This window comes from Kitasatospora sp. NPDC087315, assembly GCF_044744345.1.
Classification (GTDB): domain Bacteria; phylum Actinomycetota; class Actinomycetes; order Streptomycetales; family Streptomycetaceae; genus Kitasatospora.
The window spans coordinates 145,808-172,691 of the sequence record NZ_JBIUYD010000004.1 but is presented as its reverse complement, the minus strand read 5'-3'; the positions used below and the strand labels follow the sequence as shown (position 1 = coordinate 172,691).

General features: G+C 71.4%; 25 protein-coding genes. 6 read left to right on the top strand and 19 right to left on the bottom strand.

Features of this window, described 5'->3' with window-relative positions:
* The first annotated feature begins 137 nt into the window (after nucleotides 1-137).
* The gene (locus ACIO5D_RS07780; protein ID WP_400794299.1) at nucleotides 138-2,117 is read left to right on the top strand and encodes a 2-oxoacid:acceptor oxidoreductase subunit alpha; all 1,980 of its coding nucleotides are present in this window, start codon (nucleotides 138-140) and stop codon (nucleotides 2,115-2,117) included.
* A complete protein-coding gene (locus tag ACIO5D_RS07775) occupies nucleotides 2,114-3,166 on the top strand; it encodes a 2-oxoacid:ferredoxin oxidoreductase subunit beta (protein WP_363607820.1) in 1,053 nt (350 codons plus the stop codon). The genes ACIO5D_RS07780 and ACIO5D_RS07775 overlap by 4 nt, the downstream gene beginning before the upstream one ends.
* Before the next feature lie 80 nt (nucleotides 3,167-3,246).
* Here the strand turns inward: ACIO5D_RS07775 and ACIO5D_RS07770 are convergent, their stop codons facing one another.
* The 5 genes from ACIO5D_RS07770 to ACIO5D_RS07750 all read right to left on the bottom strand — a co-directional run bounded on the left by ACIO5D_RS07770 (nucleotide 3,247) and on the right by ACIO5D_RS07750 (nucleotide 6,485).
* Complete coding sequence (locus ACIO5D_RS07770; RefSeq protein ID WP_363607818.1) at nucleotides 3,247-3,627, bottom strand: VOC family protein; 381 nt, start codon at nucleotides 3,625-3,627, stop codon at nucleotides 3,247-3,249.
* Nucleotides 3,628-3,749: 122 nt separating this feature from the next.
* Nucleotides 3,750-4,301: a GNAT family N-acetyltransferase gene (locus ACIO5D_RS07765; RefSeq protein WP_400794297.1), complete on the bottom strand. Its 552-nt coding sequence runs from the start codon at nucleotides 4,299-4,301 to the stop codon at nucleotides 3,750-3,752.
* Nucleotides 4,302-4,557: 256 nt separating this feature from the next.
* Entirely contained in the window at nucleotides 4,558-5,688 is a 1,131-nt protein-coding gene (locus ACIO5D_RS07760; protein WP_400794295.1) for a methyltransferase domain-containing protein, read from the bottom strand.
* 10 nt (nucleotides 5,689-5,698) lie between these two features.
* Entirely contained in the window at nucleotides 5,699-5,821 is a 123-nt protein-coding gene (locus ACIO5D_RS07755; protein ID WP_363607816.1) for a hypothetical protein, read from the bottom strand.
* A 487-nt stretch (nucleotides 5,822-6,308) separates the two neighbouring features.
* Nucleotides 6,309-6,485 (bottom strand): DUF6879 family protein, encoded by a 177-nt coding sequence (locus ACIO5D_RS07750; RefSeq protein WP_400794293.1) that lies wholly within the window; start codon nucleotides 6,483-6,485, stop codon nucleotides 6,309-6,311.
* A 143-nt stretch (nucleotides 6,486-6,628) separates the two neighbouring features.
* On the opposite strand from ACIO5D_RS07750, the gene ACIO5D_RS07745 reads away from it, so the two are divergent.
* Nucleotides 6,629-6,805, top strand: coding sequence for a hypothetical protein (locus ACIO5D_RS07745; RefSeq protein ID WP_400794291.1), 177 nt, complete (start codon nucleotides 6,629-6,631; stop codon nucleotides 6,803-6,805).
* A 59-nt stretch (nucleotides 6,806-6,864) separates the two neighbouring features.
* Here ACIO5D_RS07745 and ACIO5D_RS07740 read toward each other — a convergent pair whose 3' ends face one another.
* From ACIO5D_RS07740 to ACIO5D_RS07725, 4 genes are all read right to left on the bottom strand, one after another.
* The gene (locus tag ACIO5D_RS07740; RefSeq protein WP_400794289.1) at nucleotides 6,865-8,151 is read right to left on the bottom strand and encodes a cytochrome P450; all 1,287 of its coding nucleotides are present in this window, start codon (nucleotides 8,149-8,151) and stop codon (nucleotides 6,865-6,867) included.
* A gap of 72 nt (nucleotides 8,152-8,223) precedes the next feature.
* Nucleotides 8,224-9,462 carry a cytochrome P450 gene (locus tag ACIO5D_RS07735; RefSeq protein ID WP_400794287.1) on the bottom strand — a complete coding sequence of 413 codons (1,239 nt, stop codon included), beginning with the start codon at nucleotides 9,460-9,462 and terminating at the stop codon, nucleotides 8,224-8,226.
* Entirely contained in the window at nucleotides 9,459-12,572 is a 3,114-nt protein-coding gene (locus ACIO5D_RS07730) for an amino acid adenylation domain-containing protein (protein ID WP_400794285.1), read from the bottom strand. Before ACIO5D_RS07730 ends, ACIO5D_RS07735 begins: the two co-directional genes overlap by 4 nt.
* Before the next feature lie 46 nt (nucleotides 12,573-12,618).
* On the bottom strand, nucleotides 12,619-13,062 hold the full coding sequence (locus ACIO5D_RS07725; protein ID WP_400794283.1) for a pyridoxamine 5'-phosphate oxidase family protein: 444 nt from the start codon (nucleotides 13,060-13,062) through the stop codon (nucleotides 12,619-12,621).
* Between the two features lie 406 nt (nucleotides 13,063-13,468).
* Here ACIO5D_RS07725 and ACIO5D_RS07720 point away from each other — a divergent pair, with 406 nt between their 5' ends.
* The gene (locus tag ACIO5D_RS07720) at nucleotides 13,469-14,209 is read left to right on the top strand and encodes an SDR family oxidoreductase (protein ID WP_363607810.1); all 741 of its coding nucleotides are present in this window, start codon (nucleotides 13,469-13,471) and stop codon (nucleotides 14,207-14,209) included.
* 94 nt (nucleotides 14,210-14,303) lie between these two features.
* Here the strand turns inward: ACIO5D_RS07720 and ACIO5D_RS07715 are convergent, their stop codons facing one another.
* From ACIO5D_RS07715 to ACIO5D_RS07695, 5 genes are all read right to left on the bottom strand, one after another.
* Nucleotides 14,304-15,674, bottom strand: coding sequence for an erythromycin esterase family protein (locus ACIO5D_RS07715; protein ID WP_400794281.1), 1,371 nt, complete (start codon nucleotides 15,672-15,674; stop codon nucleotides 14,304-14,306).
* 169 nt (nucleotides 15,675-15,843) lie between these two features.
* The gene (locus ACIO5D_RS07710) at nucleotides 15,844-16,467 is read right to left on the bottom strand and encodes a GPP34 family phosphoprotein (RefSeq protein WP_400794279.1); all 624 of its coding nucleotides are present in this window, start codon (nucleotides 16,465-16,467) and stop codon (nucleotides 15,844-15,846) included.
* Nucleotides 16,468-16,486: 19 nt separating this feature from the next.
* Nucleotides 16,487-16,717: a hypothetical protein gene (locus ACIO5D_RS07705; RefSeq protein WP_363607807.1), complete on the bottom strand. Its 231-nt coding sequence runs from the start codon at nucleotides 16,715-16,717 to the stop codon at nucleotides 16,487-16,489.
* A gap of 13 nt (nucleotides 16,718-16,730) precedes the next feature.
* A complete protein-coding gene (locus tag ACIO5D_RS07700; protein ID WP_400653751.1) occupies nucleotides 16,731-17,669 on the bottom strand; it encodes an SPFH domain-containing protein in 939 nt (312 codons plus the stop codon).
* A 151-nt stretch (nucleotides 17,670-17,820) separates the two neighbouring features.
* Nucleotides 17,821-19,938, bottom strand: coding sequence for an alkyl/aryl-sulfatase (locus tag ACIO5D_RS07695; RefSeq protein ID WP_400794277.1), 2,118 nt, complete (start codon nucleotides 19,936-19,938; stop codon nucleotides 17,821-17,823).
* A 336-nt stretch (nucleotides 19,939-20,274) separates the two neighbouring features.
* Between ACIO5D_RS07695 and ACIO5D_RS07690 the strand changes: the two genes are divergently transcribed.
* The gene (locus tag ACIO5D_RS07690) at nucleotides 20,275-20,571 is read left to right on the top strand and encodes a hypothetical protein (RefSeq protein WP_400794275.1); all 297 of its coding nucleotides are present in this window, start codon (nucleotides 20,275-20,277) and stop codon (nucleotides 20,569-20,571) included.
* Between the two features lie 137 nt (nucleotides 20,572-20,708).
* Here the strand turns inward: ACIO5D_RS07690 and ACIO5D_RS07685 are convergent, their stop codons facing one another.
* Nucleotides 20,709-21,305 carry a dihydrofolate reductase family protein gene (locus ACIO5D_RS07685; RefSeq protein WP_400653754.1) on the bottom strand — a complete coding sequence of 199 codons (597 nt, stop codon included), beginning with the start codon at nucleotides 21,303-21,305 and terminating at the stop codon, nucleotides 20,709-20,711.
* Between the two features lie 641 nt (nucleotides 21,306-21,946).
* On the opposite strand from ACIO5D_RS07685, the gene ACIO5D_RS07680 reads away from it, so the two are divergent.
* Nucleotides 21,947-23,332: a hypothetical protein gene (locus tag ACIO5D_RS07680; protein ID WP_400794273.1), complete on the top strand. Its 1,386-nt coding sequence runs from the start codon at nucleotides 21,947-21,949 to the stop codon at nucleotides 23,330-23,332.
* A gap of 542 nt (nucleotides 23,333-23,874) precedes the next feature.
* On the opposite strand, the gene ACIO5D_RS07675 is transcribed toward ACIO5D_RS07680, so the two are convergent.
* The 4 genes from ACIO5D_RS07675 to ACIO5D_RS07660 all read right to left on the bottom strand — a co-directional run bounded on the left by ACIO5D_RS07675 (nucleotide 23,875) and on the right by ACIO5D_RS07660 (nucleotide 26,808).
* Nucleotides 23,875-24,678: a hypothetical protein gene (locus ACIO5D_RS07675; protein WP_400794271.1), complete on the bottom strand. Its 804-nt coding sequence runs from the start codon at nucleotides 24,676-24,678 to the stop codon at nucleotides 23,875-23,877.
* A 66-nt stretch (nucleotides 24,679-24,744) separates the two neighbouring features.
* Entirely contained in the window at nucleotides 24,745-25,251 is a 507-nt protein-coding gene (locus ACIO5D_RS07670) for a SigE family RNA polymerase sigma factor (RefSeq protein WP_363606828.1), read from the bottom strand.
* A gap of 222 nt (nucleotides 25,252-25,473) precedes the next feature.
* Complete coding sequence (locus ACIO5D_RS07665) at nucleotides 25,474-25,797, bottom strand: hypothetical protein (RefSeq protein WP_400794269.1); 324 nt, start codon at nucleotides 25,795-25,797, stop codon at nucleotides 25,474-25,476.
* Between the two features lie 219 nt (nucleotides 25,798-26,016).
* Complete coding sequence (locus ACIO5D_RS07660; RefSeq protein ID WP_400794267.1) at nucleotides 26,017-26,808, bottom strand: hypothetical protein; 792 nt, start codon at nucleotides 26,806-26,808, stop codon at nucleotides 26,017-26,019.
* Nucleotides 26,809-26,884: the final 76 nt, after the last annotated feature.

The following is a 26,884-nucleotide window of genomic DNA, read 5'->3' as shown; positions in this document are numbered from 1 at the left end:
TCGTTCTGTATTTCCCGCCGCATGCGGCCGTTCCCGCCAGCGGCGATACCCGGCCGCATAGGATGCGAGAGGTGCACCAGGCGGACGGGGCACACGGCTCACGCCCGCGGCTGGTGCCCACGAGGAGGTCCGCGGCAGTGACCAGTCAGGTCGATCAGTCAGAGGCAGTGGACGGCTCGGACGGCGACGAGGGCCGCTCCGGGCCCGGTGCGGGCCAGGCCGGTCCCACCGCGCCGGACAGTCCGCAGCCCAGGCGTCCCAAACCGATCCGCCGGCTGGACCGGGTGATCATCCGGTTCGCCGGGGACTCCGGTGACGGAATGCAGCTCACCGGCGACCGTTTCACCTCCGAGACGGCGTCCTTCGGCAACGACCTCTCCACCCTGCCCAACTTCCCGGCCGAGATCCGGGCCCCCGCCGGTACCCTGCCCGGCGTCTCGTCCTTCCAACTGCACTTCGCCGACCACGACATCCTGACCCCGGGGGACGCGCCGAACGTCCTGGTCGCGATGAACCCGGCCGCTCTCAAGGCCAACGTCCCCGATCTGCCGCGCGGCGCGGAGATCATCGTCAACACCGACGAGTTCACCAAGCGGGCGCTCGCCAAGGTCGGTTACCCGGCCGACCCGCTGGCCGACGGCTCGCTGGAGGCGTACCACCTGCACAAGGTGCCGCTGACCACGCTGACCCTGGAGGCGCTCAAGGACAGCGGACTGGCCCGCAAGGACGCCGAGCGGGCCAAGAACATGTTCGCCCTGGGCCTGCTCTCCTGGATGTACCACCGCCCCACCCACGGCACCGAGTCCTTCCTGCGCGGCAAGTTCGCCAAGAAGCCGAAGATCGCCGAGGCCAACATCAGCGCCTTCCGGGCCGGCTGGAACTTCGGCGAGACCACCGAGACCTTCGCCGTCTCCTACGAGGTGCCGCCGGCCAAGCTGCCCGCGGGCCGCTACCGCAACATCTCCGGGAACCTCGCGCTCTCCTACGGCCTGATCGCCGCCGCCCAGCGCTCGGGGCTGCCGCTCTACCTCGGCTCCTACCCGATCACCCCGGCCTCGGACATCCTCCACGAGCTGAGCCGGCACAAGAACTTCGGCGTGCGCACCTTCCAGGCCGAGGACGAGATCGCGGGTATCGGCGCCGCCCTCGGTGCGGCCTTCGGCGGCGCGCTCGGCGTGACCACCACCTCCGGCCCGGGGGTGGCCCTGAAGAGCGAGACCATCGGCCTGGCCGTCTCGCTCGAACTCCCGCTGCTGGTGGTCGACATCCAGCGCGGCGGCCCGTCCACCGGTCTGCCGACCAAGACCGAGCAGGCGGACCTGCTCCAGGCGATGTTCGGCCGCAACGGCGAGGCGCCGGTGCCGATCGTCGCCCCCGCCACCCCGGCCGAGTGCTTCGACGCGGCCCTGGAGGCGGCCCGGATCGCGGTCACCTACCGCACCCCGGTCTTCCTGCTCTCGGACGGCTACCTGGCCAACGGCTCCGAGCCCTGGCGGATCCCCGAGGTCGACGAACTCCCCGAGATCGCACCCGACTTCGCCACCGGCCCGAACCGCGAGGACGGCGCCTTCTGGCCCTACCAGCGCGACCCGCGGACGCTCGCCCGCCCCTGGGCGGTGCCCGGTACGCCCGGCCTGGAGCACCGCATCGGCGGCATCGAGAAGCAGGACGGCACCGGCAACATCTCCTACGACCCCGCCAACCACGACTTCATGGTCCGCACCCGGCAGGCCAAGATCGACAACATCGCCGTGCCGGACACCGAGGTCGACGACCCCGACGGCGAGGCCCGCGTCCTGGTGCTGGGCTGGGGCTCGACGTACGGTCCGATCACCGCGGCGGTGCGGCGCGTCCGGGCGGACGGCGGCCGCATCGCCCAGACGCATCTGCGCAACCTCAACCCGTTCCCGGCCAACCTGGGGACGGTACTGAGGAGTTACGACAGGGTGATCGTCCCCGAGATGAACCTCGGACAGCTGGCGCTGCTGCTGCGCGCCAAGTACCTGGTGGACGCGGAGTCCTACAACCAGGTGCGCGGACTTCCTTTCAAGGCGGCCCAGTTGGCGGACGTGCTGTGGGCGGCGATCGGCACCCTGGACGAGGAGGACAACCGATGAGTGACACGTTTCCCTCGTTGAAGCTCGTGCCGAAGGACGAGGCGAAGCAGACCGCCAGGGACTTCAAGACCGACCAGGAGGTGCGCTGGTGTCCCGGCTGCGGGGACTACGCCATCCTGGCGGCCGTGCAGTCCTTCATGCCGGAGCTGGGGATCCGGCGGGAGAACACCGTCTTCGTCTCCGGGATCGGCTGCTCCTCGCGGTTCCCGTACTACATGAACACCTACGGAGTGCACTCGATCCACGGGCGCGCGCCGGCGATCGCGACCGGGCTCGCCTCGTCGCGGCAGGACCTCAGCGTCTGGGTGGTGACCGGGGACGGCGACGCGCTCTCGATCGGCGGCAACCACCTGATCCACGCGCTGCGACGGAACGTCAATCTGAAGATCCTGCTGTTCAACAACCGGATCTACGGTCTCACCAAGGGCCAGTACTCGCCGACCAGCGAACTCGGCAAGATCACCAAGTCCACGCCGATGGGCTCGCTGGACGCCCCGTTCAACCCGCTCTCGCTGGCCATCGGCGCGGAGGCCACCTTCGTCGCCCGGACCATCGACTCCGACCGCCAGCACCTGCAGTCCGTGCTGCGGGCGGCCGCCGAGCACGAGGGCACCGCGCTGGTCGAGATCTACCAGAACTGCAACATCTTCAACGACGGCGCCTTCGAGGTGCTGAAGGATCCGGGCACGCGGGACGAGGCGCTGATCCGGCTGGAGCACGGGAAGCCCATCCGGTTCGGCGCGGACGCCGCCCAGGGCGTCTTCCGGGCCGCCGACGGCGAGCTGTTCGTGGGCGCGGTCACCCCGGAGAACGAGTCCGCCGTGCTCGTCCACGACGCGCACGCGGCCGGCCCGGCCACGGCGTTCGCGCTCTCCCGGATCGCCGACGCGGACGCCCTGCACCACACCCCGATCGGCGTCCTGCGGAGCGTCCGGCGCCCGGTCTACGACGAGCTGATGGCGAGCCAGCTGGCCACCGCCGCCGCCCACCGCGGCCCCGGCGACCTGGCCGGCCTGCTGGCGGGCAACGACACCTGGACGGTCGACTGATCGTCCCTGGTCCTGCTCGTCGTTCAGCCTCGTGGTGAGGCGGTGCCCCTGGCCCGGCCAGGGGCACCGCTGTCTGCCCGCTACCGCTGGACCCACTCGACGAGCTGGACCACCACGCCGTTGGGGTCGGTGACCTGGAACAGCCGCTCACCCCACGGCTCCTCCCGCAGCGGCATGGTGATCTCCACGCCCTCCCCCCGCAGCCGCTCCTCCTCCCCGGCCAGGTCGTCGACGGTGAACGCCAGGATCAGCCCGGCGGCGTGCTGGTCCCGGAACCCCTCGGGCAGCACGTCGAGGCCGCGCCGCAGGTAGACGACGTTGAGCCCGGCGCTCTCGTGGCCGAGCGAGACGAAGCCGTCGGCCGCCATCTGCTCGGCGAACCCGAAGTGCCGCTGGAGGAAGGCGGAGGAGGTGGCGACGTCCTCGACGGTGAGTGAAACGGCGGAGGAGTTGATCTGCACGATGGGCCCTCTCGTCGGCGATTATCCCGTACGCAGTACACTATACATAGTACGGAGAATTTCGCCGGAGATCGGCCAGGTGCGATCGAGAGCGGTTTCCGAGGGGCGGTCGGCGGGTCGGTCTACTGGCCCGTGGACGGCCGCGCGCCACGGACCAGCCGGTACACCACGTTCCGGCGCAGCGGGCCCTCGGGCACGTCCGGGTCGTCGAAGTCCTCGGCCGGGTCGTGCGTCATGCCGAGGCGCCGCATCACGGCCTGCGAGCGCAGGTTGGTGGCCGTCGTCACCGCCAGGAGCTCCGGCAGCGCGAGGGCCTCGAAGCCGAAGTCCACGACGGCCAGCGCCGCCTCGGTCGCATAACCGTGCCCCCAGGACGAGCGGGCCAGGCGCCAGCCGGCCTCAACCCCGGTGAACGGCATGCCGTCGTCCACCGGATCCAGCCCGGTGAACCCGATGAACTCGCCGGTGGCCACCACCTCGACCGCCCACCACCCCCAGCCCCGCTGGTCGAGGTCGGCCTGGAAGCGAGCCGCGGACGCCTCGCTCTGCTCCCGGGTGAGGACGCCGGGGAAGTACTCGCGGACTTCGGGGTCGGCGTTCATCGCCGCCCAGGGGCCGAGGTCGGCCTCCCGCCAGTCACGGAGTACAAGACGATCGGTTCGCAGTTCGGGCACGGCGCCAACCTAGCGCCTGCGCGGCCGCCTCGGCATAGTGATCAAACGGCAGTGCGACATCTCCGTCCGCGGCGCTCAGGCACAGCGCGAAGGCAATCGTGCCGCGGGCTCGGTTCGGTCCGGTGGACGTGGTCTCGACGACTCGGGAACCAGCCTGCCCTCGGTGTCGTCGATCTCCCCGGTCCGGACCCGGACGGACACGCTCAGCCATATGTTCACTCTGGAACCGGCGTGCTTCCAGCGGCTCGTCCTGGCGTCAGCCGACGGGGTGGTCGGGGCTGTCCAGCCAGACGGTCTGGCCCCCGTCCGGGCCGACGGTCAGCCCGAAGCGGGTCAGTTCCGGCTTGCCTTCCTTCAGCCACCGCAGCCGGGCGGCGCAGACCTCGTCCCAGATTCGGCGGGGCCCGGTCTGCTGAACGGCGTCTCCGGCATCCCATCGCCGATGGCGCGCGGAGGCCCAGGAGCCCTCGCCGTCGGAGAGCTGCACGCGGTAGGTGCCCTGCGGATCCTCGCTGTCCCAGGTGTGCACGGAGCGAACTCCGGGCACCCGCAGGCCGATGGCGAACGCCGCGTGGACGTTCTCCTCGGCAAGGTCCGGATCCATCGGGGATGCGCTGTCACGTACCGGCCCGACGCCCGGAGCCGTCACGGCGTGCGGTCGTTGTGCCCGCATCCACATGAAGCTGACGTTCTCCACGAACCGGCCGTGCGACTCCCGGCCCGGACCGCCGACGACCAGCCGGAGCAGCCCGGCGTTGGCGTACGGCGTACCCCAGGGTGTCACGACGACCCCGCCGGGCTCGGTCTGCTCGATCCATGGGAGGGGCACGTGCCGTACCGCTGCCGTGGAGTGGATGCGGTTGTAGGGGGCGGTGGAGGCATGGCCGGCCAGGCCGTCGCCCACCGCGAGGCGGGGCGTGAACCGGGCGGCCTTCAGCCGGCGCGCCGCCTCGGCGGCGACGCCCGGGTCGATCTCCACCGTGGTCACGCCGACGTCGCCGAGTCGGGCGGACAGCAAGGCGCTCGTCCAGCCGGTACCGGTGCCGATGTCCAGCACGGTCTGCCCCTCGGCGAGGTCGAGGTGACGGAGCATCATCGCGACCAGGGAGGGCATGGAGGCCGACGAGGTGGCGACGCCGGGGCCGTCGGAATCCCCGTCGTCCAGCTGCGTCACGACCACGTCGTCGGCGTTGACCAGCTCCCACCAGCCGTGCGGATCCCGGCCCTTGGCGACCAGGCGATAGCCGCCGGGTGTGCCCTCGTCCGGCGCCCAGACGGCATCCGGAATGAAGGCAGAGCGCGGGGCGCGCTCGAACGCGCCCCGCCACTCTTCGCCCAGTGCGCCGGACTTGGTCAGTTCGGCGACCAGCTGCGCGTTCTTGTTCATCGGCTCGCGCCTACTTCTTCTCCTCGTCCGGACCGGGCGGCGGTACGGGCCTCTTCCACTGGCCGTCCGACTCCTTCGGCGACTGCTGCTTGTCGCCGGAGCTGCCGCCCTTGCCGTCGTCGTGCTTACCCATGGGGGTTCTCCGCTCGTGTACGGGTTTGCCCGTCGGTCCTGACGCGGCTCGGGCCGGTGCCGCGCCGAGGAGTCGCCGCTCTGCGGCGGTTTCTCCTCCTGCTGGATCCCTTTCCTGGAGAAGAAGATAAGGGGGTGAGTTCGTACCCTTCAAGGGGATTTCCGTAGTGGACTAAAGATCTTTCCGATGTGTCGCAGCCCGGGTCGCCAGGGGTCTCTGGAGTTTTCTCCGAATATTGCCAGGTCTTCGTACAGTGTGAATATTTCCAAGTGTTCGGCGAAATCCCGGGCATTGCGAAATTCGATTCGCCCGGTGAAGGTCTCCACGGTCGTCAATCGATCGTCATGAACGGTGAAGGTATTCATCGGGCCACGCCCCGGAACCGCTCCTCGGCCAGATCCGCGGGCGCTTCAAGCGCTCGAAGGCCGCGGAGCATGTCCGCCAGATCGGCTGTGGACCGATCCAGCTGCTCGGGGTCGAACGTCACTCACCCACGCTCTTCCAGGAATTCCAGGAAGGGCGGGTCGAGGATCCGGATGTCCTCCCCGGCCGCGATGCTGTGGCGGTAGTGCGCGAACTCGAATCGAAGGTGGTCCGTCAGGGGCCGGGTGAAGGATGTGGACCCGGCCCACGCGGCGCCCGGTGCTGCGGCAGCCCTTGACACGGTCGGTCCGCGCGGCGGTGTCGGCAGGGCCGGGCGGCAAGAGGGCCGTCCGGCCGCCCCGGAGGGAAGCCGGAGCGGCTTCGGCGGGGTGAACCGCTCGACTGCTCCTGCGTCTGCGCTTCACGCGGCTGCGGTACAGCAAGGTGAACATCTGGAGGGATTCCGAGGCGGCGGCGTTCGTCCGCTCGGTCGCGGACGGGAACGAGACCGTGCCGACCGTGACCGTGGCCGGCCGGGCGATGGTGAACCCGTCGAAGAGGCAACTGACGGAAGCGGTCGAGAAGTACGCGCCGCACCTGCTGCCCACGGCTGCCGACTGACCTCGTGGCGGCGCGTCCGTTCGGGCACACGGCGGTGAGCGCGGCGCTCGGGGGCGCCCTCACGGCGGCGGGGGGCGGTGGCTTCGTGGTTGCTCCGGTGGATCGCCGGCCCCTTGAGCGGCGGTGGTGTCGTGCCAGCTGACGGGGAGGGTGAGCGGTGACTTGCTCGGGGATTCGTCGTCCCAGGTGGGGGCCTGTCCTTCGGCGAGGCGCAGTCGGGGGAGGCGGTCGAGCAGGGCCTCCAGTCCCACGGTCAGCTGGGCCCGGGCCAGGTGTGCGCCGATGCAGTTGTGCGCGCCCCGGCCGAAGGTGAGGTGCGGGTTCTCCGCTCGGCACAGGTCGAGCCGGTCGGCGTCGGTGAACACCCGTTCGTCGCGGTTGGCCGAGGCGAGGACGGGCAGGACGGCGTCGCCCGCGCGGATCCTGCGGTCGTGCAACTCGATGTCCTCGACGGCCTGGAGGACCACGACGCCGTTCATGACCGGGATGTACCGCAGGAGTTCCTCCACCGCGCCGGGCAGGAGGCCGCGGTCGTCGCGGAGCCGGGCGTACCGGTCGGGCACGGTCAGCAGGGCCACCACGGCGTCGGCCAGGAACATGGTGCTCGTGCGGTAGCCGGCGACCAGCATCGAGAGCCCGAAGTTCACCACGCTCTCCCCGTCCGGGGTGCCGGGCCCGCACGCGTGGACCAGCCCGGTGAGGACGTCGTCGGCGGGCTCGCGCCGCTTGCGGTCGAGCAGTGACGCGATGTACTCGCGCAGTTCGGAGGTGACCTCGCGGCCCTCGTCCAGGGTGACCATCGCCCCGAGGGCGGCGTCCGCCCTGGGCAGGAAGTACTCGCGGTCCTCGTAGGGGATGCCCACCAGCTCGCACATGGCCAGCAGCGGGAAGGGCTCCAGGAAGCCGCCGACCAGGTCGCCGGGCTGCCCGCCGGCCATGAAATCGTCCAGCAGCCCGTCGGCCGACCGGCGCAGGCGCGGCAGCCGGGACCGGACGGAACGGACGCTGAACGGCTCGGCCAGAGCGTGCCGCAGGGCCTCGTGGCGGGGGCCGTTCAGTTCCATCATCGTGATCAGGCCCGGCTCGTCGTCGATGGCCCGGTCGGGCCGGGGCGGCCAGTCGTTGATAGTGGGCCGGATCAGCCGGGGGTCCGCGATCAGGTCCCGGACGTCCTCGTAGCGGGTGACGTACCAGGCGGTGGCGCCGATCGGCAGCCGGACCTCGGCCAGCGGACACTCCCGGCGCAGCCACCCGTACTGCGTGGGCGGGCCCATGGTGCCCGGCGGCGGGAGGGGCAGGTCGATGACGGGCGGGTCGACGGCGGGTCGCGGCGGTGTGCTGCTCACTGGCGGTGCTCCCTGATCGCGTACGAGGTGATCGCGTACGAGGTGGCCGGGTACGAGGTGGCCGGGTGGGTCTCACCAGCTGACCGGGAGGGTCAGCGGTGACTTGGTCACGGATTCGTCGTCCCAGGCGGGTTCCTGTCCTTGGGCGAGGCGCAGCCGCGGGAAGCGGTCGAGCAGCGCCTCGACTCCCGTGGTCAGTTCGGCGCGGGCCAGGTGGGCGCCGAGGCAGTTGTGGGCCCCCCGTCCGAAGGCGAGGTGGCCCCCGCGGCCCGTGGTCGCGCCGGCCCGGTCCAGGTCGAGCCGGTCGGCGTCGGCGAAGACCCGCTCGTCGCGGTTGGCGCAGGCCGGTACGGGGATGACGGCGTCGCCCTCGCGGATCGTCCGCCCGTGCAGTTCGATGTCCTCGGTCGCCAGGAGGATCACGGTGCCGTTCATCACCGGCATGTAGCGCAGGAACTCCTCCACCGCGCCGGGCAGGAGGCCGCGGTCGTCGCGCAGGCGGGCCCAGAGGTCCGGCCGGTCGAGCAGGGTGTGCACGGTGTCGGCCAGGAAGAAGCTGCTGATGCCGAAGCCGACGGTGAGCATGGACAGCCCGAAGGCCAGTACGTCGTCGTGGGTCAGCTCGCCGTCGTCGCACCGGCGGACCAGCAGGGTCAGGACGTCGTCGCCGGGCCGGTCCCGCTTCCGGGCGATCAGTCCGGCGACGTACTCGCGCAGCAGGCCGGTGACCCGGCGGCCCTCCTGGGAGGTCACCATGCCGCCGAGGGCCGCGTCCAGGACCGGGAGGAACCAGTCCCGGTCCTCGAAGGGGATGCCCACCAGGTCGCAGAGCACGAGCAGGGGGAAGGGGTCGGTGAAGCCGGCGACCAGGTCGCCGGGCGGGCCGTTCTCCTCGAACGCCCGCAGCAGTCGCCCGGCGAGCCCGCGGATGCGCGGCAGGTGGTCGCGCACGGCCCGGGAGCTGAACGGCTCGGCCAGGGCCCGGCGCAGGGCCGCGTGCCGGGGGCCGTCGAGTTCGGCGATCGTGACCAGGCGCGGCCCGTCGTCCGCGGGCTGCCCGGGGCGCGACGGCCAGTCGTTGATGGTCGGCCTGATCAGCCGGGGGTCCGCGAAGAGCATCCGGACGTCCTCGTACCGGGTGGCGTACCAGGCGGTCGCGTCCATCGGCATCCTGACCCTGGCCAGGGGGCAGCTCTCGCGCAGCCGCGCGGACTCCTCGGGCGGCCCCATGGTGCCCGGCGGCGGGAGCGGGAAGCCCAGGACGTCCGGCCCGGCGCCGGGCCCCCGCGCACCGGGTGGCCGCGCGCTCATGCCCGCTCCCCTTCGGGGTGGCCGCGGCCGGGGCGTTCGATGTAACCGGTGGCGTAGAAGTACTCCAGGTAGCGGTCCAGCAGCTCCGCGTCGACGGGAGGGCAGTGCAGGCCCGAGGTGGCCAGGTCGCGCTCGACGTTGGCCCGCCCGACGGTCGGGAAGGTGCCCTCGAAGTACATCTCCTTGACGGACATGTCGGCCTGCTTGCAGCGGTCCACGCACAGCGAGACGAACGGGGCGGTGGGGCTCGTGGGGTGCCGCGCGACGTGCCGGACGAGCTCGCCCACCCACTCCTCGTAGGGGAGCCGGGAGATCCGGTGGCCGGCCGTGTCCATCCGGTCGAGCATGTCGCGCAGGCCCGCGGGGCGGGGGTTGGTCATGTGGTAGGTCCGGCGGGTGGTGCGGTGGGTGGTGGCGATGTGCACCAGGGCGTCGGAGAGGAAGTCCACCGGGACGAAGTCCAGCGGCAGCGGGATGTCGGGGGCCAGCCCGGTCTCGCTGATCGTCTTGAACAGCGAGCAGATCGCGGTGTCGGTGTTGCAGGCGCCGGTGCGCCGGTCTCCGGTGATCTCGTACGGACGGTAGACCGCCACCGGCAGGCCCTGGGCCTGGTCCGCGGCGTCGCGCAGCACCTCCTCGGCGACCCACTTGCTCTCGGCGTAGCCCATGGTGAGCCGGTCGGCGTGGTCGAGCGGCAGGTCCTCGTCGACGTGCCGTACGCCGGCGGTTCCGAAGCCGGCGAGCACCGCGATGGTGGAGAGGAAGTGCACCGGCACCCGGCGTCCGGCCGCCAGTCGGATGAGCTCCCTGGTGCCGTCCACGTTGGTGCGGCGCAGCGCGTCGTACGGATAGATGAAGTTGACCTGCGCGGCCGAGTGGATCACCAGGTCGAGGGTGTCGGCGAGTTCGTCGGCGCGGCCCGGTTCCAGTCCGAGGCCGGGCTCGGCGAGGTCGGCGGGGAGGCAGACGACGCGGTCGGCGGCTTCGGGGGTGGCGAGGCCGAAGCGGGCGAGGTTCCGCATCACCTTCTGCCGGGCGTGGGCGGGGGCCCGGCTTCGTACCGGGCAGTGCACCCGGGCGTCGGTGCGGCGCAGCAGCGCGGCCAGGAGGAAGGCGCCGACGAAGCCGGAGGCGCCGGTGAGCAGCACCTCCGCGGGGTGGCGCCAGTCCGGCTCCGGCCCGCGCGGCGGCGGGAGGGTGAAGCCCAGCCGTGCCTCGGCGCGGAAGTCCACCGGGCCCGCGTCGGCGTTCACCCCGCCGGGCCGGCCCTGGACGGCGGTGACGGCGGCGGTGAAGTCCTCCAGTGTGGGGGAGCGCAGCAGGCTGTGGACGAGCGTGCGGCCGTGCCGGGCGTCGAGGTCGAAGGCGGTCAGCGTACGGGTGACGGCCTCGGCCGCCAGCAGGGAGTCGCCGCCGATGTCGAAGAAGCTGTCGCCCGGTGCCGGGTGCACACCCAGCACCACCTGCCAGATCCGGGCCACCGTGTCCTGCGGGCCGGGCGCGGTGCCGTTCACCGCCGGCTGGGCGGCGGCCTCCTCGGCGGCCGCCAGCCCGCGCAGCCGGTGGCGGTCGACCTTGCCGCCGGCCGTCACCGGGAACCGCGCGAGTTCCACCAGCCGCGCGGGCACCGCGGCCGCGGGCAGCCAGGTGGCGAGACCGCCGCGGATGCGGTCCAGGGGCAGCGCCCGGCCGGGGCGGGCCGGTGTCACGTACCCGATCAGGGCGTCGCCGTCCCGTTCGACGACGGCCTCGCCCACCGCGTCGTCCGCGCGCAGCCGCGTCTCCACCTCGTCCGGCTCGATGCGGTGCCCGCGCAGTTTGATCTGCCGGTCCACCCGGGACCGGTACTCCAGTAAGCCGTCGGGGCGCCGGACCACGCGGTCACCGGTGCGGTAGAGGCGCGTACCGGGCTCGACGAGGTCGTCGACGAAGCGCTCGGCGGTCAGCTCGGGGTCGCCGAGGTACCCCAGTGCGAGCCCGTCCCCGCCGACGAGGAGTTCGCCCTCCTCGCCGGTGCCGGCGAGTGTGCCGTCCGGGCGCAGCACATGACAGGTGGAGTTCTCCAGGGGGAGGCCGATCGGCACGGCCGTCGCCTCGGGAGGCAGGTCGTGCAGCATGTGTGCGGTGGAGACCACGCTGTTCTCGGTCGGGCCGTAGAAGTTGACCACGGTGGTGTCCGGGCAGGCCGCCAGTATCGCGCGGGCCAGCTCCGCGTCCATCGCCTCGCCTCCGGCCGAGGCGAACCGCAGGGACCGCAGCGCCGAGGGCCTGGTGCGCGCGATGTGGTGGAACACCCCGGTGGTCAGGTAGGCGACGCCGACCCGTTCGGAGAGCAGGAGCGACTCCAGGGCGGCCGGCGACAGCAGTTCCTCCTGGTCGGCGATCACGAGGCAGGCGCCGGCGAGCAGCGCGGGCCAGATCTCGATCGAAGAGGCGTCCGAGGAGAGGCCGTAGGCGTGCAGCACCCGCTCACCGGGTCGCGGCCGCTGCCGGACCAGGTCGGAGGCGGCCAGCCGGACGACTCCGCGGTGCGGGATCGCCACCGGTTTGGGGCGGCCGGTCGAGCCGGAGGTGAACATCACGTAGGCGCAGTCCGCGGGGAGTGCCCGGGCCTGCGGTACCGCGGCCGGGGCGGTCGGGGCGGGCGGTCCGGTCCGGGCGGCCGGGGCCGGGCCGCCCAGGTCGATGCGGGAACGCACGCGCCGGATGCGGCGGGAGCTGCCGGGCAGTGCGACGACGGTGTGCACCCCCGCGTCCTCGGCCATCGCCTGCAGACGCGCGGGCGGTGAGGCGTCGTCGAGCGGGACGTAGGCCGCACCGGTCTTGAGGATGCCCAGGAACGCGACCAGCGCCTCCGGAGAGCGGGCCCCGCACACCCCGACCGTGTCGCCGTACCGCACGCCGGAGTCGTGCAGCCGGGCCGCCAACGCGTCGGAGCGGAGCTTGAGTTCGCCGTAGCTGATGCTGCGGCCGTGCTGGACGGAGGCGATGGCCCGCGGGCGGTGCGCCGCCCTGGAGTCGAACAGCTCGTGGAGGCACCGATCGCGTGGATACGGCACCGCCGCGGCGTGCTCGGCCGTCGCGTGATGCGTCGTTGTTCGGGTGTTCATCGGGATGTCACGCTCTCTGCCGCGCACCGACCGCGTGCGCGGGAAGCTACGGTTCGAACTCCTCGGCGAAGGCGGCGAAGTCGGCGGTCCGCCATCTCTCGGGCCTCATGCGGATGAGGACGTCGTCGGCCAGCTGCCGCTGGTTGGCGTCCAGGTAGGCCGCCGCCGTGTCCGCGTCCAGATACCGGCGGGCCAGCTCCTCGCGTTCGGCCGGCGGCAGCGGGTCCTCGACGGCCACCACCGGCCCCTCCACGCTGACGTAGCGGTAGGGCGCCGACTCGACCTGCGCGCAGAGGCTGAACCGGCCCGCACCGCGGATGAGCCGGGCCTTCAGCGTCTCCCGCCCGGTCTGGATCGTCACCGGCCCGCCCGGCCGGTAGGAGTACCAGAGCGGGACGAGCAGCGGTCCGCCGCCGTCGCGCGTGTCGTCCACCCCCAGGACTCCCACGTGCGGGCCGGCGAGGAACGCCTCCCGGGCTTCGACCGACATCCTGAGATCCACTGGTACCGCCTCGATTCGGCAGAGCACGCATCCGGCATCGATTCGCGCTACGGAGGGTGAGCGACGGGGGCCTCCGGGCGGTCGGCGTGTGACCGCCGCAGGTCTGTGCGAGTCCTCGATCGTCCTCATCCGGTGCACACGGCCTTCGGGAACCCGGTGGCGCGGCCAGGGCAAGGGGCCGGGGCCGTGCCGGGCTCTCTCTTCCACATTTCCACCACACCCGGGTGGCTCGCATCCCGGCGGCCGCGCACGCGGCGCCTCCGCGCCCCTTCCGGGGCCGGGCGGCGCCGGTGGACACGGAACGCCCCGGGGAATTCCCGGCGGGGGTTCGGCGCTCCCACCAGAAGCAGCTCCAGTGATGGTCGAAGCAGTGCTGGTCAAGGGAGTGGAAACCATGGGACAGCTGGATGGAAAGATCGCCCTGGTGACCGGGGGCTCGGCCGGGATCGGTCTCGCCGTCGCCCGCCGGTTCGCCGCCGAAGGCGCCACCGTCTACCTCACCGGCCGGCGCAAGGCCGAGCTGGACGAGGCCGTGGAAGCCATCGGCGGACGGGCCGTAGGCGTCCAGAGCGATGTGTCGAACCTCGATGACCTCGACCGGCTCTTCGCGGCGATCGAGGCACGCAGCGGACGGCTGGACGTCGTGGTGGCCAACGCCGGTGTCGGCGCGTTCGCCCGGCTCGGGGAGATCACCGAGGAGCACTACGACAGGACCTTCGGCATCAACGTCAAGGGGGCGATCTTCACCGTCCAGAAGGCGCTGCCCCTGCTGTCGGACGGCGCCTCGGTGGTCGTGCTCTCCTCCACCAACGCGTCGAGGGGCGTCGAGTCGATGAGCGTCTACAGCGCCACCAAGGCCGCCGACCGCAACCTCGTCCGCACGTGGGCCGCCGAGCTCGCGGGCCGCGGCATCCGGGTCAACGCCATCAGCCCCGGCCCGATCGAGACTCCCGCCGTCAGCGGTCTGGGCGCGGGGGAGGCGCCCGTGGTGGACGAGCTCGTCGCCAGGATTCCGCTGGGCCGGATCGGGCGCCCCGACGAGGTCGCCGCCGCGGCCCTCTTCCTCGCCTCGGACCAGAGCTCCTTCACCACCGGAGCCGAACTCTTCGTCGACGGCGGCCTCAACCAGGTCTGACCGGCCCGGCGCGGGCGGGGTTCGGCGGCCGCACATCTCCTCGCGGCCCGGACCCGGACCGGCGCCGGGTCCAGACCGGCCCCTCGGTCAGCGGCTAGGGGCGCAGCTGGTCGGCTTCGCGGATGCGGTGGAGGTGGATGAGGACGTCGTAGCTGGAGGCTATCCGGATGTCGGCGAGGGGGACGGGGTATTCGGTGCCGATGCTGCGGGTGGGGCGGGCGGTGTCCAGCCAGGTGCGGGCGGCGGGTGGGGCGGTGCGGATGTCGAGGTAGTAGTCCCGGTGGCGGACCTTGTCGAGGGTTTCCTCGTTGGTGCCGGGCCCGGCCGCGTCGACGGTGTACTTCTTCCACGGGCCGCCGAGGCTCTGGTCCTTGGACAGGAAGGAGCCCCGGTCGAAGGTGAATCCGATGGGGAGGTAGTCCTTGCCGAGCAGGTCGCGCAGGAACGCGCCCTGCACCTTGGGGTAGGTCTCGGGGATGTCGGTCACGTACCCCACATGGGAGTTGTGCGCCGACAGCAGCATCCGGTGGCCGGTGTGCCGTTGCCACCAGGCGGTGTTGTCGGCCATCAGCTGGTCGCGGTAGAGCATCGCGACGGGGATGACCGCGGGGTCGGCGAGGTCGAAGGCGAGGAACGTGGCGGTCTGGGCGATGGACCGGGCGTGCTGCACCGTCCACTCGAACTCGGTTCCGCCTGCGCCCTGTCGGCCGGTGAGCAGCTCCAGGGCCTGCCGGGCGTTGGCGGCGAGCCGCTGTCGTTCCGCGAGCGGGCCGGCCAGGTAGGCGAAGCTGTCGTCGAGGGGGCGCAGGCCGTTGTAGAGCTCGGTGAAGCGCGGCAGCAGCTCCGGGTGCTGCCGCTGCACGTAGCCCGTCACCCGCGCGAAGAGGTCGTCGCCCACCTTGGGGGCGCCGATGTCGTCGCCCATGAAGTGGACCTTGTGGCCGGGGTGGCGGCGGTTGTGGTCCCGCATCCACTCGATGAGGCTGACGAACTCCTCGCGTTCCCAGGGGGATTCGCCCAGTTCCTCCTTGACGATCCGGCGTGCGTCTCCCCGGCCGCCCTGGAGGTACTCGTCGATCCGCAGTCCGGCGGGCCAGCTCATCTCCAGGGCGAAGGTGGTGAATCCCCTCTCCTCGACGAGGTACCGGAAGACCCGTTCCTTCATGGCGAAGAACTCGTGCGAGCCGTGCGTGGCCTCGCCGAGGCCCACCACCTTGGCGCCGCCGATCATCGCCCCCAGGGGCCGCAGGTCGGCCGTGTCCGTCCCGGGCTCCGTCGACCGCAGCGGGTGGGCCGCCCGCTCCAGCGCGCGGACCGGGCCCTGCCCGCCGCCGCCCGTCGCCGGGGCTGCCGGGGCTCCCTGGGCCGTCGGGGCTGCCTGGGCCGCGGCGGGAGCCAGCAGGGCTCCCGCCGCGACGGCCGTCGTGGTCAGCAGCGTCCGTCGCCGCAGGTGCTTTCCCGTCATGCCGATCACTCCTCAACTCGCTCTCGCGGAACTGAGGATGATCATTTCCCGGGAAGCGTTCGTCGCGCGCTGCGGCCAGCATCAGACTTTCGCGGGGGGATAGCCACACCCCGCCCGGGGGCCTCGGGGCGCCTCACCTGCCGCGATACCGTTCCGGACCCTGCCGGGGTCAGGTCGCCGCGCTGTCCCGGGCGGCGATCGCCTGGCGCAGGGCGCGCGGGACCGGGCCGCAGAGCGCGGCGAGTGCGGCGATCCGTTCCCGCTGTTCGCGGCGCAGCTTCGGGGGCAGGACCAGAGCGAGCCGGGCCGCGTCGGCGAGGGCGACCAGCGCCGCGTCGCCCGGCTCGACCCGGGAGAGCGGTCCGTGCAGGGCCGAGGAGACCGCGGCGGCCAGGGCCTTGCGGACCCGGGGGTCGCGCGGGGTGGGCCGGACGGTGCGGAAGAGGCCGAGCACACGGTGCTCGTCGAGGCGGATCCAGCCGGTGGCCGCGAGGCCGTCCCGGACGGCGCGGGTGGTGCGCCGGCGCCGTCCGATCCAGTTCCTCCAGCGGCGGGGCCGGCCGTCGGCGAGCTCCGTGAGGATGCCGGCGAGCACCGGGTCGAGCCCGGCCGGGGCCCGGCCGGTGACCTCCGGCCTGCCGTTCGCGTCGCGGAGCAGGCCGCGCTGGAGGAGGTCGGTGAGGGCCGCGGCGCGCAGCAGCGGTTCGAGGTTGTGCGTACCGGTCAGGCGGCCCCGTTCGGGGTCGTGGGCCAGCAGGTAGAGCTGGCCGGGCAGGGTGCCGGGCAGTTCCATGGCGGGACTCCAACCGTCCTCAGGGAGCTTGGTGTTGGTCCGGTTCCGGCTCGCCGTCCCTGGGCGGGCGGCCGCGCCTGGGCAGGCGGGGTACGCCGCCCGGCATCCGGCCGCCCTCGGTCAGGGCCCGGCGGAGCAGGAACTCGATCTGCGCGTTGGTGCTGCGCAGTTCGTCCGAGGCCCAGCGGGCCAGTGCGTCGTGGACGGCCGGGTCCAGGCGCAGCAGGATCTTCTTTCGCTCCGGCGCCACCTGGACGCACCTCCTACTGGTACAGGGAGCCGGTGTTGACCACCGGCTGGGTGCCCCGGTCGCCGCAGAGCACGACCAGCAGGTTGCTCACCATGGCGGCCTTGCGCTCCTCGTCCAGCTCGACCACGTCGCGCTCGGCGAGACGGTCCAGGGCGAGCTCCACCATGCCCACCGCGCCCTCCACGATCAAGCGGCGGGCGGCGACCACGGCGCTGGCCTGCTGGCGCTGCAGCATCACCTGCGCGACCTCGGGGGCGTAGGCGAGCCGGGTGATCCGGGACTCCACCACCCGCACGCCGGCCGAGGCGACCCGGGTGGAGATCTCCTCGGAGAGCTTGCGGGTGATCTCGTCCGCGCTGTCGCGCAGCGACAACTGTCCGGGCTGGTGGGCGTCGTACGGGTAGCTGTTGGCGATGTGGCGCACCGCGGTCTCGGTCTGGATGGCGACGAACTCGGTGAAGTCGTCCACCTCGAAGGTGGCCTTCGCGGTGTCCTCGACCTGCCAGACGACCACGGCGGCCATCTCGATCGGGTTGCCGTCGGAGTCGTTGACCTTGGTGGTCTCGGTCTCGTGGTTGCGGATCCGGGTGGATATCCGCCGGCGGGAGGTGAAGGGGTTGACCCAGGTCAGCCCGTCGGCGCGGATGGTGCCCCGGTAGCGGCCGAGCAGCTGCACCACCCGGGCCTGGCCGGGGGCCACGGCGGTCAGGCCGCAGAGCAGGATCACCGAGGCGAGCAGTACGACCGGGCCGGCCGAGGTCAGGGCGATTCCGGCGGCCGAGCCGCTCTGGGCGGCCAGGACGATGCCGACGACGGTCGTCGCGGCGCTGCCGAGGAGCAGCAGCAGGCCGAGCGCGAGCACGGGCAGCCCGGCGCTTCCGGTGATGACGCGTTCGGTGACCTTGGGGGCGGGCATTTCGACGCCCTCGAAGGCGTGGTCTTGAGCGGCCATCGGGCCGGCTCCTCTCGTCCTCGGTCCGCACGGTCACGGACTTAGCAAAGTGATATCACTTTTCAGTCGGACGGGGAAGGACCGGGAAGCGCCGGGGGAGGGGGCGCGAACCGGGCCGGCTTCGGGTGAAGCCGGCCCGGTGTCGTGACACTCAGCGGGTGCGCGGGGTGACGATCGGGAACTTCGGGTCGGGGAGGGTCAGGGTGTCGAAGACGGCGTCGGCCGCCTGCTGAGCCTTCTCGCCGTCCAGCGTGATCTTGTTCTCCCGCACCGCCTGGTCGAAGTTCCTCCGGAAACCGGGGGTCTGAGCCACTTCGTTGAGCGTCTGACGGCTGAGCGTGATGGTGGCGTCCGGCACCTCGAGGAGGCGGTCGCCGTCCGCCACGAACACCAGCACGCCGTTGCGCAGAGTCGTGGTGCACTTCTCGCCGGTGTCCGTGAACACCCAGTTGAGGGCGATCGGGAGGCGGTGCCGGTCCGCGGCCGTCGGCCCGTCCACGCTCCGGGCGAGGGCGGAGAAGAACTGCTCCAGGGTGGTGCTGCGCACCAGGTCGGCCGAGCTCTGGCTGGTGATCAGCGGCTGCGGGCCGTTGACGACCTCCTGGGCGCCGGTGAGGTAGGCGTTGCGCCAGGTGCCGTTGGCGCTGCCGTAACCGAGCTGGGTGAGGACCTTGGCCTGCAACTCCCTGGCCCGGGTGACCTGCGGCTCGGCGAGCGGGCTGCCCGACTCGGCCGCCGCCCCGAAGATGACGTGGTTGAGCAGTTCGGCGGCCCAGCGGAAGCCGTCCGGGGTGTCGGTGTCATAGGCCCGCTGGGCCAGGGCGATCACGGCCTCGGCACCGCCCATCGCCTCCACGTAGGCCGCGCCCGACTGGACGGGCGGGAGCTGCCACAGGTGGGCCGGGTTGCCGTCGTACCAGCCCATGTAACGCTGGTAGACCGCCTTGAGGTTGTGGCTCACCGAGCCGTGGTAGCCCTGGTTGTGCCAGTGGTCGTTCAGGCCCGCCGGGAGGGTCGGCAACTCCTCGGCGATCTCGGTCCCGGTGCGGCCGGCGTTGATCAGCCGCAGGGCCTGGTCGTTGAGGTAGGCGTACATGTCGCGCTGCCTGTCGAGGAATTCGAGGATGCGCCCGTTGCCCTGCTCGTCACCCCACATCGGCCAGTGGTGCGAGGCGAACAGGACGTCGGTCTCCTTGCCGAAGGTCTGGATCGCCTCGGTGAGGTACTTCGACCACGCGTGCGCGTCCCGCACCTGCGCCCCGCGCAGGCTGAGGATGTTGTGCATGGTGTGCGTGGCGTTCTCCGCGATGCACAGGGTCCGGGCGTCCGGGAAGTAGATGTTCATCTCCGCCGGGGCCTCGGTGCCCGGCGTCAGCTGGAACAGCATCTGGACGCTGGCCAGGTCGAACTCGTACAGCCCCGGCCGCCAGGGGATGACGTAGGTGTCCTTCCACCGGTCCTTCGGGACCGGCTGGTGGAGCGGGCCGCCGATGTATTCCGTCGGCGGGACGAGGGTCACCTCGCCCGTGGAGATGGTCGTGCCCAGGCCCGAACCGACCTGGCCCGTCGGGCTCTTGTCCAGCTGCGCCGCGTACATGTACTGCGCGCGCCGGGCCATCGCGGGGCCCGCGTAGACGTTCTCGCTGATCGCGTGTTCGAGGAAGCCCTCCGGCGCGACGACGGGAACACCAGGCTCCAGCGGGTCGCCCTGTTCGGCGAAGAGGCCGCGGGAGCCGCCGAAGTGGTCGACGTGACAGTGGGTGTAGACGACGCCCTTGACGGGCCGCTGCTCCTTGGAGAGTTCCGTCCGGTCCCGGAACAGCTTGAGCGCGGCCCGCGCGGTCTCGTAGCAGGCCAGCGGGTCGATGACGACCAGGCCCGCATCGTGCTCGACGATCGTCATGTTGGACAGGTCGTAGCCGCGGACCTGGTAGATCCGGTACTCGCGGCTGCTGTGGACCAGGAACAGCCCGGCGATGGCGGTCAGCTGGCCCTGCCGCTGCAGGCTGCCGTTGACCGTCGGCGGTTCGGAGCTCGGGTCGGGATCGAGGAACTCGTACGCGGTGAAGTCCCAGACGACCTTCCCGGAGTCCTTGCGGGACCAGATGACGTTGGTCCCGGGCAGGGCGATCAGACCGCGGCTGGCATCGGCGAAGTCCTGGCCGCCCGTCTGGTCGCCGGTCTCGACGGCCTCCACGGACTTCCGGTTCGCCTCGGCGACGCCGGGAGTGGGCTCGATGAGGTCGGCGTACCCGGGCTTGTCGGACATGGCGAAACCACCTTTCACGTCAGTGCGAGGGAGCCGCATTGCGGACAGGTCGTCACGCTATGTGCACGATTGACTACGTACAAGGGTGGTGATCCGGCCAGGGCATTGGCTTGATCCCCGGGGCCTTACGCGCCACCTGAAGGTGCGCTTCGTCTCCCGTGCCGTGCGGCCACCCGTGCATCGTGATGCCGGAGCCCCCTTCGGGGTGTCCCATGGCTGGACGGTGGCCGAGGCGGCCCCTCCACCTACGGTGGTGGGTCGATCAATTGCTCGTTCTCCATAGGGCTGCCGCTGGAGGTTGCCCAAGGCGCTCGCGGTCCCCTGGGCTTCGAGGAGTTGATCGAGTGCGGGTATGAGCTGCTCGACCTGGACCCCGACGAGGACCCGGCCCTGCGGGGGAGGTTCTCATGGGCCATGGATTGCAGTGCCGACCAAGCGTTCCGGGACACCGCGGATCCGGATCCCGACAGGTGGACCACTCTCGTACTCACCCGGGATGGCGACTGGGTCGAGTACGACTGCGGCATGGCCGACTTCCTCGTCGGGTTCCTGACCGAAGAGATCAGTCCTCAACCCATGGGCATGTTCTCCCCGGACCAGCCGGTCTTCCTGAACTCCAGCCGGTCTTCCTGAACTGGCGGGAGGAACGACGTCTCAAGGAGGCGGGCACCGATCCTTGGCCTCACCTCTGACTGTCCGAACCGGCACTCGGCAGACAACCCGGATGCCCGGCGAGCCCGGCCTCGCGCAGCGCCGCCCGCCCGGAGGGCTCAGCCGGTGACGCGGGTGTAGGTGAGGAACATCGCGCCGCTCCTGAGGACGGTGTGGTCGGTGAGGGTCCAGGTGCGCGGGTCGAAGGCGGCCCTGCGGGAGAACAGCGGGATCCCGTTGCCGATGGTCAGCGGTCCGACCTTGAGGATCAGCGCGTCGATCTCGGTGTACAGGGAGCCCGCCAGCTCGGCGCCGCCGAGCAGCCAGATGTCCTTGCCGTCCTGCTGCTTGAGCTCTCGCACGGTCGCCACCGGGTCGTCGGCGACCAGTTCGACGGCCGGGTCCGGGCTCTCGGTCATGGTCCGGGAGAACACCAGGTGCCGCAGGTGGGGGTAGGCGTCGGTGATCCCGGCCGCAAGGCCGATTTCGTAGCTGCGCCGCCCTTCGAGCACGGTGTCGAAGTGGGTGCCCCCCGCCGTGACGGACAGTGCCTGCCGGGCGTGGACGGGCAGCGTCTCCGGATATTCGGCCACGAGGTGCTGGATGTAGTCCTCCGGTATGGGCCAGAAGCCGTTCGGTCCGCTGGGGTCCGCGCCGTCCGGGCCCGCGATGAAGCCATCGAGAGTGGTGGCGATGTAGTGGACGAGTCTGCGCACGCCAAGTCCCTTCCGTAGGTTCGCTGCTGCGGTGCGGCCCGGGCCCGCCGGATGGCGTGCCGCGGTTGCGAAGCCGCCGATTGATCATCGCACCGGAGCACCTGGTGCTGCATCAGGCGGCGTTAGCCCTGTCGACGACGTGGAATCCGGACGACGCGCCATGTCACCACGGGGCAGAGGTCCGCTGAGACGGCACTTATTACTTGGCAGCTCAGGTCCCGTTCGGGACTCCCCGCTCGCTCCGGACCCGGGAGACAGCGAAATTTCCTCTGACTTGCGTAAATGCCGAAGCCGGTTCAGTCGACACGCCTCACGACTTCTGGCCGCCCGAGACAACCGCACGGCCGAAGCCCGTCCGGGGCCCACTGCTCCCTGGCCGGTCAGCCGAAGGGTGCGGGTCTACTTGAGCGACGGTGCTGGGGTCGGCTCTGCGCGCTCGCCCCTGGCCGGCTTGCGGTGCGACAGGGCGGTGCCTGCCGGATGCCTGCACCGCACCGCAACGGGCCGCTGCCGCTTCCTACGGGTTGTGAACCCGCGGCCCGTCGTGTTGTTGGCCTGTTTGTCCCTCTTCGAGGCGGGGCCGGGGCAGTACGGTCTGGAGGAGACCGCACGGCAATCGTCCTCTGCACGAAGGAGCCTGTGTGATCACCCAACGCTATGGCGATCTGGAACTGCACTACACCACGAGCGTTCGGACGGCCTGGCCGACATCGATCATCCCCAGAGCGGAAGGTGCGAGCAGCCACCCCCGGATCCTCGTCGGTCACGTGGGGCAGAGCGGTTGGTGGCCCGCGGGGTTCCAGTTCTCGAACGGGACGAACCTCGCGGACGCGGGGTCGCTGTTGCTGCGGGACGTCTCCGCCGACCGGAGCCTGATACAACCGTGCGTGAGGTGGGAACGGATCGGTGATCTCCCGAGGGTTGTCAGCGGTCCCGGGGCCGGTGATGAACTGTCCTCCGCGGTCTGGCGGCCGATACCTCCGCCGGGATACGTCGCCCTGAGCGACTGCGCCTCCGTTTCCGCGCCCTCGCTGGAGACCGGTGTGTGCATCAGGCAGGTGCACAACGGACGGCGCTACGCGCGTCAGGGCGAGGTCGGCGAGCAGCTGTTCGACGGCGCCGGGACGCGGTTGTGGTCGGTGGTGACTCCGCCGTACCCGGACGGGGACCTCGACGAACGCCTGTTCCTGCCCGTGGGCGGGTTCACCGCCGTGCGCGTCGCCGGGCGGCCCAACCCCACTCCCACGACCTGGATCCTCGACCTGCCCGCCGTCGTGCAACGCGCACCCGGCCCCGGCATCCCGGTCCTGACGTCGCCCGCCAGGCCGCCGGCGCAGACGAGGGTGACCGACCGCACCGTGACCGTGCCCTACGTCCTGGTCAACGACCCCAACCGCACCGCGGCCTGGCAGATCCAGAACTCGCCGTTCTACCGGATCCGCCGCCACCGGATCTTCGATCTCGTCCTCTTCCGCGACAACCGCGCCGGAACCGTGGCCCAGCCGGAGTCGCAGACGATCACCACGGGGGTCACCCGGGAGGCGGGCTTCTCCTTCAGCGTGGCCACGGGCATCACCGTGGGCGCGTCGGTCGGTGTGGAGGCGTCCGCCAAACCGTTCGGCATGGGCGCCAGTGTGACCACCACCGCCTCCGTCTCCGCCTCCATCGAACTGGGCTACGAAACCCGCCGCAACGTGTCGACCATGGCCGAGGAGAGAAAGGAACGCGGGCTCATCATTCCGCCGCGCAGCACCGGCTGTCTGTGGATGGAGCAGCACGAACTCGTGCCCGTCCGCGCCAATGGCGAAACCCTCAGCGCCCAGGCGTCCCTCGGGTTCCGTACGGACTACTACGTGACCGGCGAGTTCCCCGGCGGATCGGGTGTCATCCCCTTCACCAGCGACGCCTCCGGTGAGCGCATCCCGCTGCCTGCCCGGCACCTGCTTCCCGACCGTCCCCGGGCGGCTGCCGACACGCTGCCGCCGGACACCACGGCAGCCAACGGCGAACCGGCCGAAGAACAGTAGACGAGACCGTCCGACCAGGACGAGGACATCCGGTCGACGGCGTGCCCTCCGGCAGGTGGCACGCCGGTTCTCCTGGCCAACCCGTCCTCGCGCACCCGCAGCGGCCCGGCGGTCCGCTCGGCCTCCCCGCGCAACCGCTCCGCCTCTCTGCGGCACGCGGCCTCTCGCTCCCGCAGCAGCACGAGCACCTCGTCGCCCCCCGCACCCGGTTCTTGCCGTCCGCTACGAAGCGACCGTGCTGGTCGCAGCCATCAACGAGTGGCTGTGACCAGCACTTCGAAAAACGCCCTGGTAGTTGACGGGGGGATAGCCCTGGCCGGCCGCGTAGGGGTACCAGATCTGGTTGCTGCCGTTCCAGCAGTCCCACTGCTGGATGCGGACAGGCCGTCAGTTTGCCTACCTGCCGGGCGACCTGCCGCCCAGCGGCGCGGTGTACCACTACGTCGGCCTGTGGCGGGGTGACGGTACCGGCCGGACCGTCCATGACCTGCCGGCGCAGCAGGCCATGGAGGTTCTGCCCCCGTTTCCGGCAGTGCGACCGGTCAGCCGACGGCAGCGAGGATCGGCGCCCAGGTGGCACCGGTGAGTACGGCCACCGCCTGCTGCTCGGAGAGCGGGGGCGCGGCGCGGGTCGGCTTCGGTGTATCGGCGCCAGTGCCACCGCCGGTGCTGTTCCACTGCACCATCTGAAGCTGCGCGCCGGTCGACTTCAGGGTCACCGTGATCGTCCAGCGACGGGCGGTGTCGGCACGGGCCGGGTGCTCGGCCGCGTTCTGCTCCGACATCACCAGGGCCCCGCCCGGAATCTCGGCGCTGCTCGGCAGCTCGCGCAGCGTGCAGGTGTCAGCTGCGTCGCGCTTGGGCTTCCACTTGCAGCTCAGCCCGTCGCCGTCCCTGAGCGGCAGTTTGAGCCGCACGGCCGAGATGCCGACGTAGGCGGCCCCTTGCCCGTCGTCGAGGACCAGACCGGCGTTGGCGACGGCCCCGCCGGACGGATCCGAGGGGTTGTTGCTCTGCCCGGTGACCTCGCTGAACCGGCCCCCGGGGAACGTCATCTCCAGAGCCTGGATCATCTGGGTGTCGGTGATAGCGGACCGGGGCGCCGCCTGCGCCGCCGGCTCGAGCTCGGAACCTGCGGGGCGGATCCCGGCGAGCACACCGGGGAGCATCAGGCCGGCTGCCGCGATCACGGCGCAGGCACCGACCCCGGCGACGACGCCGGCGGCGCGCCGACGCCGACGGCTCCGCCCGCGCTTGACGGCTCCGCCCAGGAGCGCGGTGAGATCGGGTTCGAGGGAGTCGGTCGTGCGGTCCAGGGCATGTGCGAGGTCTGCTTCGAACGGCATGCTGGCGTCACCTTTTCTGTCAACGATGGGGGCTCTGTGGTGGCTCTGACCCGCGCGCACCGGTGCTCAGTGCGGAACCAGGTCGGACAGGCTGTCGCCGAGCAGCGCACGCACCCTGGCGAGTGCCCGGGTGCCCTGGGAGCGGACCGCACTGCTGCTCAGCCTGAGCATCCGGGCGGTCTCCTCGATACTGCGGTCCTCCCAGTAACGCAGCAGCAGCACCGCCCGGTCACGGGGCGGCAGTTGGCCGAGCGCGTCCAGCAGGGTGAGCCGCAGCGCGGTGTCCGGGCCGGACGCCGCACCGTCGGGCATGGTCCCGGTGGGGCGCTCGCCGGTGCTGCGCCGACGCCGCAGGCTGAGGAAGGTGCGGACCAGAACCGTCTGGGCGTAGGCCACCGGGTTGTCCGCACCGGCCACCCGCTTCCAGTGCACGTACACCCGGCTGAGGGTCTCCTGGACCAGGTCCTCGGCAAGGTGCGTGTCGCCGGCCGCGAGGACGTACGCCGAGCGGTACAGCGCCTTCGCCCTCGCGGCCACGAACTCCAGATACTCGTCCTCCTGTGCTGATTTCACTCGGTCCCCGCCTGTTCCCTTGTTCGGTGATCCCCGTGCATACCCCTCATGACTACGTGAGGCGTCAGGATGTCGCGCGGGCGGGCACTTTCTCTTCCACCGCTGCCGCGTCACCAGCGCTCCGCGGGGGCCGGAGGCGCGACGCCCGGCCCGACGGGGGCCGACCGCGGTGCGTTGTCGGTACCTCTCACGTCTTCGCCGACACGGGGTGCCGGTAAGAACTCAGCGACCGGGCGTCGTCTCCCGGGTGGCCGTAGCCGGTACGGGGTCTGCGGGCTCGGCCCTGGTGTGGTTGCGTACCAGCAGGCAGGCAAGTGCTCCGGCCAGGACCACGGTGATCGGGAGGATCGCGGTGACGTGCATCGTGGCGATGAACGCGTCGGCGTACGTCTTGCCGGTGGCCAGCTCGGCAGCCAGTCGGCCCTGTGGCAGAGCACCGGCCGTCGCCGCGCCGATGACGGAGCCGATCTGACGGATCGTGTTGTCGATGCCTGAGGCGGCGCCGGCCAGCCGGGGTTCGACGTTCCGCATTGCCTCGGTGGACATCGGAGCGACCACGCGGCCGATTCCCGGGCCCGTGACCACGGTCGCCGGGATGAACGCGTACCAGGGGGTGGCCACCGCGGGTCGGTGCCGGGATGGAGATGTGCTTACGACCCGTTCCGGGCTGCCGGGGGAGCCGGCGACACCGCAGGTGTCCCCGCCGGGGCCGCTCCTCCGATCCATCCCTGGCCCGAGAGCAGTGGACAACTGCCTAGGGCGTCCTCACCTGCGCATCATCCGAGCCCGTACGAACAGGACGACGCAGGTGATGCCCGCGATCAGGCACACCATGATTCCGATGGCGAGCAGAAACATCTGGGTGTCGCTGAGGCCGGGTATGTGGCGCACGTAGGTGATGTCGTGGGGGTCGGTGATCACCTTGTCCGGGCGGCTCGCGATGAAGAGGATCATGGCGACGACCGCGGCCAGGCATGCCGCGCCTGCGGCCAGCAGCCGACCGCCCGCCTTCTGCTCCCACTCATTGCCGGTGAGCCGGGTCGCATGCGGGCACCGGCTGAGCACCGCGAGGCCCAACTCGCCGTGCCGTTCGGCCAGTCCGTCCACCCGGACCCGCCTGCCGTCGGCCGAGCGGAGCACGCACCGGTACCCGATGCCCAGTTGCCGGGCGAGCCCGCTGTCCCGGTCGGCGGTCCGGATGGCGATCGTGGCGACCTGGTCCCAGGCGAAGACCGTCGGCCCCTGCCGGGAGCCGTGGACCAGGCCGTGCTCGCGCATCTCGAAGTACTCCGCCGATCCGCCACGTACTGCCCGGAGGGCCTGAGTCACCGCGATGTAGACCCCGGCCAGGCCGAGGCCGATGAGTATGCCTACCGCCTTGTTGGCACCGACCGACGCGTCATCGCCGGTGGCGAGCATTCCCCATAGGCCCAAGCAGCCGACCGGGACGCCGATACCCAGTGCCCAGGAGGCATTCACCCATCGCTTGCCGCTGGCCACCGGATGCCTGCTGACAACGGGGCCGAGTTCGTCGAACGCGCGCGCCTTGTCGATCACCGGACAAGTTTAGGACCTTCTTGCAGCCTCCTCAAGGTTTTTTGGCCTGCACCGACTTGAGGATGTGTCGATCACC

Coding starts and splice junctions, on each gene's coding strand:
- ACIO5D_RS07675 (WP_400794271.1), bottom strand. CDS start 24,678: ATGCCGTTCGAAGCAGACCTCGCACATGCCCTGGACCGCACGACCGAC.
- ACIO5D_RS07755 (WP_363607816.1), bottom strand. CDS start 5,821: ATGGGTAAGCACGACGACGGCAAGGGCGGCAGCTCCGGCGACAAGCAG.
- ACIO5D_RS07760 (WP_400794295.1), bottom strand. CDS start 5,688: ATGAACAAGAACGCGCAGCTGGTCGCCGAACTGACCAAGTCCGGCGCA.
- ACIO5D_RS07665 (WP_400794269.1), bottom strand. CDS start 25,797: ATGTCCACCGAGGCAATGCGGAACGTCGAACCCCGGCTGGCCGGCGCC.
- ACIO5D_RS07775 (WP_363607820.1), top strand. CDS start 2,114: ATGAGTGACACGTTTCCCTCGTTGAAGCTCGTGCCGAAGGACGAGGCG.
- ACIO5D_RS07700 (WP_400653751.1), bottom strand. CDS start 17,669: ATGGCCGCTCAAGACCACGCCTTCGAGGGCGTCGAAATGCCCGCCCCC.
- ACIO5D_RS07715 (WP_400794281.1), bottom strand. CDS start 15,674: ATGACGGGAAAGCACCTGCGGCGACGGACGCTGCTGACCACGACGGCC.
- ACIO5D_RS07720 (WP_363607810.1), top strand. CDS start 13,469: ATGGGACAGCTGGATGGAAAGATCGCCCTGGTGACCGGGGGCTCGGCC.
- ACIO5D_RS07730 (WP_400794285.1), bottom strand. CDS start 12,572: ATGAACACCCGAACAACGACGCATCACGCGACGGCCGAGCACGCCGCG.
- ACIO5D_RS07725 (WP_400794283.1), bottom strand. CDS start 13,062: ATGTCGGTCGAAGCCCGGGAGGCGTTCCTCGCCGGCCCGCACGTGGGA.
- ACIO5D_RS07735 (WP_400794287.1), bottom strand. CDS start 9,462: ATGAGCGCGCGGCCACCCGGTGCGCGGGGGCCCGGCGCCGGGCCGGAC.
- ACIO5D_RS07710 (WP_400794279.1), bottom strand. CDS start 16,467: ATGGAACTGCCCGGCACCCTGCCCGGCCAGCTCTACCTGCTGGCCCAC.
- ACIO5D_RS07695 (WP_400794277.1), bottom strand. CDS start 19,938: ATGTCCGACAAGCCCGGGTACGCCGACCTCATCGAGCCCACTCCCGGC.